Raw genomic sequence first — 6,647 nt, forward strand, 5'->3', positions numbered from 1 at the left:
AAGCCTACGCAGCACCCAGGAAGGACCCCCACCATGAGCCTACGCACCGTGCCGCGTGACCCGATGGTGGCGCTCGCGCTGCGCGATGCCCGCCGCTGGTGCGTCGGTCAGATCATCGATGACCGCCCGGCCATCGCGCACGCGGTCCGCGTCGCTGACACCATCGCCCGCCACGTCGAGCAGCCGGCACCAGTCCTGCTCGCGGCGGCGCTCCTGCACGACAGCCCCGAGTTCGCTCCGCCCGATCTCGACCTCGACGCCTACCTGACCAGCACCTACGACGCGGAGGTCACCCGCATCGTGCGCGCGTTGCAGGTTGAGCATCTCGCCCTGGACACCGACCACCCGATCATCCCCGCGGGCGACATCCCGGTCCTGGTCGCCTCCACCGCCGACAAGATCGTCGCGCTCGGGTCACTGCTACGACGCGCTCGCAACAGCGGCGACGTCTGTGCGTTTTTCGCCGCCCGACCCGCCCTGGTGGCGCTGCTTCCCCACTTCGACGAGTTCGGCCGCCAGAGCACCGGACTGGCACCGCCGTCCATGACTGCAGACTTCCTCACCGCGTTGCGCCACCTCGAGCACGCCGCGTCGGCCCCCACCGTGGCATGATCGACAGGGATGTGGTCAACCATCTGCTCGGCCAGCTGACCGCACGCCACGGTCTACAGGTAGACCAGTGCGATGTGATCCACGCGTGGGAGTTGTCCGTGGTCTACCGGCTACGCCTGCCACGCGGTTCAGTGATCTTCAAATGTGCGACACATCCGTTCACGGGAGAGGCGAGTCTCCTGCGCTGGGCTAAGCGCCATGGGCTGCCAGTGCCCGGCGTTCTGGGTTCCGAACATCACGCCCGGCACCTGGCCATGCTCCAGGAGGATCTCGGTCAGCCAGCTCGCGTCGCCGGCGAACTCGACGCCGCTCAAGCTGCCGCCCTGGTGCACCGGACTCCGGCGCCTCAATCTCTTCGCCGCTACGGGCCGGACGAGCTCGCGCGGCTGCCCGGACGAACGACGGACCGGCTGGTCAGGCTCCGGCGCAGCGGCCGGTTCCTCGACGCGGCTGGCCTGGACGAGCCGCTGGCGGCACTGGTCGCAGCGGCTCAGCACCGTGCCGAGGGCGCCCACCGACAACCCTTCGGATTCTGCCACGGCGAGCTGCACCCGACCTCCCTCCACCGCGGGGCGGACAGGTACTGGCTGCTGGATTTCGGCAAGGCTTTCCACGGACCTGGTTTGCTCGACCTTGCCACCTGGTACGGCACCCGCCAGCCGCCTGACCAGGACCAGGTCACGGACCTGATCGAGCGGTACGTCACGGCCGGTGGGCACGCGGAGGCGCTCGTCTGCCGGGGCGGTTTATCAGCTGCGGCGTGGGCCCTCGGGTGGCATCGGGTCTGGGCCGCCGCGTGGTTCATCGAACAAGCCACAACCGGTGCGTTCGACGCCGCCACGGACGCCGCGCACAGCATCATCGTGCACCGGCAACTCGCTGCGGCCGCGATCCTCCTACGCTGCTAACACCATCGTCGTGGCGAGTCGTTGCCGAACTACGCACGATCGCCGATGGTTCGCTACGCTGCGTGGCATGGCCAACACGCGGGCGGGCACTGGCCACACGCGGTTTCAGGTGGATCGTGCCTGGTGGACAACCAGCGTCTTCGAATCCCGGCCGATGCCCGACATCCTGCGCGCCCGCGACATCGGAGCCGTCTTCCGGTTCCTGTCCTCTCGCGGATGGAGCAGGGCCGCCATCAGCGGCGCGTGCGGGCTGACTGAAAACCGCGTACGCGCCCTCATCACCGGCCAACAACTCATCACCTCCTACGACGTCCTCGAACGCGTCGCGGACGGCCTGAACATCGACCGCGGACTGCTGGGACTGGCCTATACCGCCGTTTCCGCCCAGGTCACCAACGCCCCGGGTCCGCCGCACAGCCGCGATGCCGTCGGCGGCCTCCCGGCACCGAGCGGAAGCGGCGCGTTGGCTCCCACACCCGGGTACGGTGCTTCGCTCGCGTACCTGTCCAGTGTGCCCACGCTGGGCACCTGGGCGGAGGCGTTGACCGCCACCGCACCGTCATTAGCACCAGTCGCCGACGATGCCATGCCTGCGTTGCCGGTTCCCGCTGGGCGCTTCTTCAGCGGATCAAGCATTCAAGTGCAGGCGTTCCCCGCCATCATCGGCGATTCAGTTCTTGCCGCCGTACCTGCGGACTACACCCGAGATCCGTTTCTGACACGACCGCACCGCGCCATGGTCCTGGCTGTGGCACACGGCCCGTCCAATGCGACCGTGTTCGGGGTGGAAGCCCGTGAAGCCAAGCGCCGCCTGACCCGCGGGCTACCTGGTTCCCGGCTGAGCATGCCTGCGGCGTACGCGCTCGATGATCTGACGCTGGGCGTGCTGTGGGCCGTAGCGAACCTCGATGACTGCCTCCTCGCCGACGATGCGGAACTGGCTCAATACTGCAGCGATATGGCCCACTACGAGTCCCAGCCGAGATCGGCAGCGGCGCGCGACACTGTCGCCGGGCTTTCCATGGTGTCGCAGATGTGGCTCGGGTCCCAGTTCTGCGCACGCCACATCCTGCGCCACGCCGCCTCGTTCACCCAGGTCCCCGCATTCTGGACCAGGGAGCAGCACGGCGAGGAGGCCAGCACCTGGCTGTTGTTCACCCACAAGCTGGACTACCTCAAGACCATCGCCGCCCAAGTCGGAGAAGCGGGCGTGACGCGATCGCTGTGCGTGCCACCGGACCTGGTCAGCGGATCACCGCGCAGCGAACGGGCCTTGCTGCTGCTCGCCGTCGCGCTGATGGAGTCGTTCGCGATCGAGGTCAGCGTGTGCGTCGACCCCGAGTACGCCACGGTCGAAGGGTTCGTCCTCGACCCAGGGCACCGCGCCGTCGTGGCGAACTGGGTCGGGTCGGACGGAATCTGGCACGTCGACGTGACCGGCTCCCGGCCACGCCTACGCGAGTACGCCGAGGTGAGCATGCACACAGTCGCCCACTCGGTCGTCGCAGCCCCTACACCAAGGGACCGTCTGCGACGCCTGGCCGACTACCTGGAACTGGACTGGGCGTGGCTGGTCCGCCGATGCGGCGAACTCGGCGAGTACGGCAGCGCCGGTATCGCGCGGCCGCGCTCGCGGCTGCTGTCCACCGAGGGCCTGGACCGCGCATGCCGTTTCCTGGCCAGCGTCGGCGCCACCGGCCAGTAGGCTGGCCCAGGTTTGACCCGCTCTGGCAGGAGGACTGTGTTGGTGGCCGCCCCCGCGCGTGTCGCGTTGTTCACTCTCGGCGGCACGATCGCCATGACGCCCAACCCGGTCGGCGGCATCACACCGACCCTGTCGGCGGCTGACCTGACCGCCGCCATCCCCGGCCTCGCCGACGCCGACGTCGCCTTGGACCTGTTCGACTTCCGCCAGAAGCCTGGCGCGTCGCTGACCTTCGACGACCTGCGCGCACTCGCCGCCGCCATGCAGAAGCAGGACGACGATGGTGTGGCCGGCATCGTGGTCACCCAGGGCACCGACACGATCGAGGAAACCTCCTACACCCTGGACCTGCTCTACACCGGCCACGCCCCAGTCGTGGTCACCGGCGCGATGCGCAACCCGAGCCTCGCCGGCGCCGACGGCCCGGCCAACGTCCTCGCCGCGATCCAGACCGCAGCCTGCGGACACCTCGCCGGCGGCGGTGTCGTCGTCGCCTTCTCCGACGAGATCCACGCCGCCCGCCGGGTCCGCAAAACACACTCCACCAGCACCGCCACCTTCGCCTCACCCAACGGCGGCCCGCTGGGCTACCTCGTCGAAGGCCACCCCCACCTGATCAACTGCGTACCCGGCAGAACCGTCGTACCTGGCCAGACGCGGCCCGCCCGAGTGGCGTTGGTGACCCTGAGCCTCAACGATGACGGCGAACTCCTCACCGGCATTGCCGACCGGTTCGACGGGCTGGTCGTCGCCGGGTTCGGCGTCGGCCACGTACCACTTGATCTTGTTGTGCCGTTGGCGGAACTCGCCGAGCGGATCCCTACCGTGCTGGCCTCCCGCACCGGCGCCGGCCCGGTCCTCGCCCAGACGTACGGGTTCCCCGGATCCGAACGCGACCTCCTCGGACGAGGACTCATCCGCGCCGGCTTCCTCGATCCCTACAAGGCGCGGGTTCTCCTGCACGCCACCCTGGCCGCCGGCGCCAGTCGGACCGAGATCGTCGACGCGTTCGCCGTCGCCGGCGGGTACGCAGACCCGACCACCACCTGGCCGTGGCCGCAGAACACCACCGCACGGCCCACGGAAAAGGAGATCAGCCATGCGCGGCGTTGACCTCACCCCCGGACGCACCTTCGGCGTCGCCTTCGACGACGGCGAGGACTTCTTCGACGCACTCAACCAGTTCTGCACCACCCACAACATCCGCCAGGGCTACATCCCCATGTTCATCGCCGGGTTCGCCTCCGTCGATGTGGTCGGCACCTGCACCAAACTTGAAGACCCCCTCGCCCCCGTGTGGTCCAGCGTCCACCTCACCAACGTCGAAGCCCTCGGCGGCGGGACACTTGCCTACGACGAGGCCACCGGCACGATCTCACCGCACATCCACGTCACCGTCGGGCTCAAGGAACACAGCGCCACCGCCCACACCAGCCACCTGCTCGGCGCGAAGGTCCGCTTCCTCACCGAAATGCTCCTCATCGAGATCAACGAACCCCGGATGCGCCGCGAACGCAACCCCGACCTCTACGACGTGCCGCTACTCAACTTCGATCGGAAAGCGGAGTGAGCAACTCGGTGACCGCAGCCGCAGAGCGCTTCTTTGACCCGCTACGCGCTCGATTCCTGTCGGAAGGGGTACGGCCTCCCATGATGACGGTCGTGAAGCCCGGCCATCTCCTCAGGCCGTAGCCGTACTTGCGATAAACGCCGCAGTCCAAGCCGCTCGCCTCGGTCAGTAAGCAGCCGATGAGCTCGTGGGTGGCCGCGGGCCGGCGACGCCGCGGACCTGGATGAGCCCTTGGCCGTCCTGGCTACGGCGGCTGATCATCGTGCTGTGGGTGCCGATCGGCAGCCGTTCGGGTTGTGCCACGGCGAGTTGCATCCGACCTCCCTACACCGCGGGCCGGCCGGCTTGCGGCTGCTCGACTTCGGCAAAGCCTTCCACGGTCCTGGCCTGCTGGACCTGGCAACCTGGTTCGGCACACGCCATCGACCCGACCACGACCGGGTCGCACACCTGCTCGGGCTGTACGTCGCGGCCGGTGGGCACCCAGACGCCCTCGCATCGCGGGGCGGGCTCCCTGCCGCGACGTGGGCGCTGGGCTGGCACCGGGTCTGGGCCGCCGCCTGGTTCATCGAGCAAGCCGCGACCGGCGCCTTCGATGCCACCACCGACACCGCGCACGGCGTCATCGTGCACCGGCAGTTGACCTCAGCCGCCGCGCTTCTGCGCTGCTGAAGCCGGCGCTAACGGCCACAACACTGCGGCGGCACGCCTTACGCTCGGCCGCTACGACCGACTGGTTGGTCCATGCGCCGTGTCGGCCAACGCTCGAGCGCCTGGCTGCAGCGTGTAGGCCAGTCCCATGAGCCCACGCTCGACACGCAGCCCTTCGGCAACACGCTCGAGGACCTCGTAGGAGGTGATCCTTTGCCTGCGTTGAGCGATGCCACGCACGCGGTTCTCCGACAGCCCGGTCGCGGCCGCGATCGATGCTCTGCTCCAGCCGCGGGCAGCCAGGAACCCGAAGACGGGCGCGAGGTCACGTGCCCGTAGGGCGTTTCGCAAAGGCTGGCCGTCCCAAGTTTCGTGCGCCCACCAAGAAGGGTCTGGTCGTCTAACCGGCATCATCTCGGTCTCCTCTCCGTGCTGTGCGCGAACTGATCCAAGGTCCTCCGTACCAGCCGTCCGAAAGGAAGGCATACCGCCTCGCTGCTCGATGACGATTTGCCTTGCGCCTAAATAGGCGGTGGCCCTCAGTCCACGGCGACCAGGTCACCAGCCACCACCATCGCGCGACGGCCATGCCCGGGCGGACACATACCGCGAACGGCGAACACCGTCCGACCGGTCGGCCTCGGCAAAGGCGGCTAGCCAGCCGGCCGGGTAGGGCGAATTGATCAACGGTGCGGCGGCCTCACCGAGCGCAACCGAGTTCAACCACCGCGACCGCGTCCGGCGCCTCCGGCTACGCGCCGCTGCCTTCGCCACTGCTTTCGCAGCGTGCCGGCTGGCTCGCGCCGGCCGGCGTTGGGCAACCGCCTGTTTCAGCAACGTCATCTCGTGACCGATCCGTCCTTGATCAAAGGTCTGGTGACACCGGAACGGGCGGGGATGACCTCGGACGTTTACGCAGGACTCTCGTCCAACGTCGCAACCCGGCACCCGCCCCGGTACCTTCACACAGCCAACACGCTGTGATCCCTCCGTACCAGCGCGCGGTCGACGGACATGTGCGGCACCGATGATGCGGCGTAATGTGGCGTCGATGTTGCATCGATAGGCATGAGCTGCTCATACAGTGAACAGGAATGACCTGCAGCCGAGGAGGTCGGGAATGACGCGAGGCCGCCCCAGGCTCATCCAACGTCGCAAGACAGTCGCTCGACTTTCGCAGTGTTGTTGATCTAGGCGGCGG

General features: G+C 68.3%; 6 protein-coding genes. All 6 read left to right on the top strand.

Annotated features, from left to right (window positions below):
• Window positions 1–33 precede the first annotated feature (33 nt).
• Window positions 34–612, top strand: coding sequence for a metal-dependent phosphohydrolase (locus ABD211_RS12325; RefSeq protein ID WP_344129619.1), 579 nt, complete (start codon window positions 34–36; stop codon window positions 610–612).
• A complete protein-coding gene (locus ABD211_RS12330; RefSeq protein WP_344129622.1) occupies window positions 609–1,520 on the top strand; it encodes an aminoglycoside phosphotransferase family protein in 912 nt (303 codons plus the stop codon). The genes ABD211_RS12325 and ABD211_RS12330 overlap by 4 nt, the downstream gene beginning before the upstream one ends.
• A 67-nt stretch (window positions 1,521–1,587) precedes the next feature.
• Window positions 1,588–3,225: an XRE family transcriptional regulator gene (locus ABD211_RS12335; RefSeq protein ID WP_344129625.1), complete on the top strand. Its 1,638-nt coding sequence runs from the start codon at window positions 1,588–1,590 to the stop codon at window positions 3,223–3,225.
• A 39-nt stretch (window positions 3,226–3,264) separates the two neighbouring features.
• Window positions 3,265–4,338 carry an asparaginase gene (locus tag ABD211_RS12340; RefSeq protein WP_344129650.1) on the top strand — a complete coding sequence of 358 codons (1,074 nt, stop codon included), beginning with the start codon at window positions 3,265–3,267 and terminating at the stop codon, window positions 4,336–4,338.
• Window positions 4,325–4,795, top strand: a complete 471-nt coding sequence (locus ABD211_RS12345) for a PPC domain-containing DNA-binding protein (protein ID WP_344129632.1) — start codon at window positions 4,325–4,327, stop codon at window positions 4,793–4,795. The genes ABD211_RS12340 and ABD211_RS12345 overlap by 14 nt, the downstream gene beginning before the upstream one ends.
• A gap of 267 nt (window positions 4,796–5,062) precedes the next feature.
• Window positions 5,063–5,467, top strand: coding sequence for a hypothetical protein (locus ABD211_RS12350; protein ID WP_344129635.1), 405 nt, complete (start codon window positions 5,063–5,065; stop codon window positions 5,465–5,467).
• Window positions 5,468–6,647: the final 1,180 nt, after the last annotated feature.

Origin of the sequence: Luedemannella flava (genome assembly GCF_039528515.1) — a bacterium.
GTDB lineage: Bacteria > Actinomycetota > Actinomycetes > Mycobacteriales > Micromonosporaceae > Luedemannella > Luedemannella flava.

Coding starts and splice junctions, on each gene's coding strand:
- ABD211_RS12325 (WP_344129619.1), top strand. CDS start 34: ATGAGCCTACGCACCGTGCCGCGTGACCCGATGGTGGCGCTCGCGCTG.
- ABD211_RS12330 (WP_344129622.1), top strand. CDS start 609: ATGATCGACAGGGATGTGGTCAACCATCTGCTCGGCCAGCTGACCGCA.
- ABD211_RS12335 (WP_344129625.1), top strand. CDS start 1,588: ATGGCCAACACGCGGGCGGGCACTGGCCACACGCGGTTTCAGGTGGAT.
- ABD211_RS12345 (WP_344129632.1), top strand. CDS start 4,325: ATGCGCGGCGTTGACCTCACCCCCGGACGCACCTTCGGCGTCGCCTTC.